Origin of the sequence: Microbacterium sp. CCH5-D1, from assembly GCF_001557335.1 — a bacterium.
Classification (GTDB): domain Bacteria; phylum Actinomycetota; class Actinomycetes; order Actinomycetales; family Microbacteriaceae; genus Microbacterium; species Microbacterium oxydans.
Genome location: NZ_LSJW01000172.1, coordinates 1 through 2,839 on the forward strand (window position 1 = coordinate 1; position 2,839 = coordinate 2,839).

3 protein-coding genes are annotated in these 2,839 nt (G+C 69.4%); all 3 read right to left on the minus strand.

The genetic code is table 11. The features are described 5' to 3' along the window. Positions 1-90: 90 nt before the first annotated feature. On the minus strand, positions 91-921 hold the full coding sequence (locus tag AX744_RS10390) for an SDR family oxidoreductase (RefSeq protein ID WP_061016740.1): 831 nt from the start codon (positions 919-921) through the stop codon (positions 91-93). Positions 922-1,193: 272 nt separating this feature from the next. Beyond that, positions 1,194-1,883 (minus strand): response regulator, encoded by a 690-nt coding sequence (locus AX744_RS10395; RefSeq protein ID WP_061016741.1) that lies wholly within the window; start codon positions 1,881-1,883, stop codon positions 1,194-1,196. Beyond that, a partial coding sequence (locus AX744_RS10400; RefSeq protein ID WP_061016743.1) for a sensor histidine kinase occupies positions 1,880-2,839 on the minus strand: 960 nt, incomplete at its 5' end. The genes AX744_RS10400 and AX744_RS10395, both read right to left, overlap by 4 nt.

Sequence of the window (2,839 nt, forward strand, 5' to 3'; positions counted from 1 at the left end):
CCGTCACCACTCCCGCCAGGATCGGGCGGGACAGGGGTGCGGCGTCGGGCATGGCTTCGAGGCTACCGCGGGTGGTGCACCGTCGCCCGGTCAGTCGCCGAAGAACAGCCGCGTCGACTCCGCGACGAAACCCGTCTGTCCCAGGTGTTCTCGCAGTCGGTGGTACTCGTGGGCGTCGACCCCGGCGACGTACGTGATCTGATCGGTGCCATCCGTGACCGCGCCGTAGGCGATCTCGGCGATCTCTTCGGCAGAGGAGCGCGTGGCGTCGCGAGCCGGGTCGCGGAATCGCCGAGTCGCGGCGACGAGCGCATCAGCGTACACGGCGTGGCTCGACTGATCGAGGCTCCGACCACCGAAGTCGGTGCGGATCCCTCCGGGGGCGAGTGTCTTGACGCGGATGCCGAACGGCTTGAGCTCGTAGGACAGGCTCTCGCTCCAGCCCTCCACGCCGAACTTCGCCGCGTGATAGACCGAGTTGAACGGCATCGTGACGAGACCGCCGATCGAGGTCGTGGTGAGGATCACTCCCGAGCCCTGCTCTCGGAATGCCGGAATGAACTCCTTGGTGACGCGCATCGGGCCGAGCAGGTTCGTCGTGAGGTTCTTCACGATCTGCTCGTCGCTGCTCGCCTCGAACGGTCCGGCGAGGCCGTATCCCGCGTTGTTGAAGAGCACATCGACCGGATGTTCGGCGAGGGTCTCCGCGACCACGCGCACGATAGATTCGGCATCGTCGACGTCGAGCCGTTTGAGGATCACGCCGGGCAGGGCGCCGAGTTCCTGCTCCTTCTCGGGGTCTCTCATCGTCGCGATCACCCGCCAACCCCGTCCTGAGAACAGCGTGACGGCCGCGCGGCCGAGTCCGGTCGACGTGCCGGTGATGAAGATGGTGCCGGGTCTCGGCTCCGAAGCGCTCATGCGAGTCGCCGCACGCGGGGCGTCAGCACCCGGGAACAGTCCTGACCGCCGACGTGGAAGAGGGCCTGGTGTGACGACGCCGGGGCCTTCCCGTGCGGATGCTCGACAGTGGATCTCATCTCCGGCAGTGCTGGCGCGTTCATTCTCATCCCTCGGGCGTCGGTGGTCTCCTACGTCGGAAGAGATGGGGAATCCGCGCGTTCATTACGGAGAACGGGCGGATTGCTTCGACGGCGTTGTCGTGGGGGACCGAGACGGTGCGACGGCCGTGGCTAGGCGAGCCCCATGCGATGGGCGAGCACGACCGCCTGCACGCGATCGCGGGCGCCCAGCTTCTGCAGGATGCGTGAGACGTGCGTCTTGACGGTGGCTTCTCCGATGAAGAGCGCCTGCGCGATCTCGGCGTTGCTCCGAGCGTCGGCGAGCAGCGTCAGCACCTCGGCCTCGCGCTCGGTGAGAGGCTCGGCGAGCACGACCGGGATGGCGCCGCCCGAGGGAGGAACGGAGCTGGGGGCGGACACCGGCGGGGGCGTCGCGGCGAAGCGTGCCAGCACACGGCGCGTCACCTCGGGGGCGAGCATCCCGTCGCCGGCGGCGAGCGCCCGGACGGCCGCGATCAGATCTTCGGGACCGGCGTTCTTGAGCAGGAAGCCGCCGGCTCCGGCCTCCAGTGCCCGGTACAGGTAGTCGTCGCGGTCGAAGGTCGTGACGATTGCGATGGCCGCGTGGACCGCGGGGTCGGCGACGATGCGTCCGGTCGCTTCGATCCCGTCCATGTCGGGCATCTGCACGTCCATCATGATGACGTCGGGACGGAGGGCGGATGCCTGCGCCACCGCCTCCGCACCGGTCGACGCCTCGCCGACCACCGCGATGTCGGGCTGCGTGTCGAGAATCGTGCGGAAGCCGGCGCGCAGCAGGGCGTGGTCGTCGACGAGCAGCACGCGGATCGGATCGTTCATCGGCTCGCACCCGTCCCGGTCGCCGCGGCGAAGGGTACGCGGGCGCGCACGCGCAGGCCCCCGAACGGCCGGGGGGTCACCTCGAGCGTGCCACCAGAGGCCGTGGCGCGCTCGCGCATGCCCAGTTGGCCGAGTCCTGGCCGCAGCTGCGCCACCGGTCGTCCCGTGTTCACGATCTCGACCTCGACGCCGTCGTCGTCGTAGCGCACGCGGACGTCGGCGGTCGCGTCGGGTCCGGCGTGACGGCGGGCGTTCGTCAGCGATTCCTGCGCGATGCGGTACAGATTCACGGCGACGACCGAGGGAACGGGCGCGGGCTCGCCGATCACCGTGTACGCGGTCGGCAGTCCCGCCTCGGTCGAGGCCTCGGCGAGTTCTGCGATGTCGTCGAGAGCCAGGGTCGAGGCGCCGTCGGTCGGCTCTCCTCCCGGGGTCCGCAGAGTCTCCAGCAGTTGGCGCAGCTCGTGGATGGCGTCGCGCGCCGACCCCTCGATGCCCGTGAGGATGCGAGAGGCCTCCTCCGGATCCCGCTCCAGCACCAGGCGCGCGGCCCCGGCCTGCACGCCCATGACGGACACGTGATGGGCGACGACATCGTGCAGCTCTCTGGCGATGCGCACCCGGTCGAGCGCGACGGCCTGGGCCGCGGTGACCTCGCGTTCGCGCTCGAGCTCGGCCGTCCGCTGCTCGAGCACGGCCAGCTGTGCCGCCGCTGCCCACGAGCGCTCGCCGAAGTAGTAGGCGCCGCCGAAGTAGAGCACGTTCAGCAGCAGTTGGATGAGCATGAAGGCCACGTAGGGCGACATGGCTCCGGCGATCACATCCGCCTTGTCCGCCTCGCGGATCGCGTCGCGGTACATGGTGATCAGCAGCCACACGAACATGCTGACGATGATCCCGACGCGCACGATGAGCGCACGCCGGCGGTTGTTCATCCAGGCGCCGACCGTGTAGAT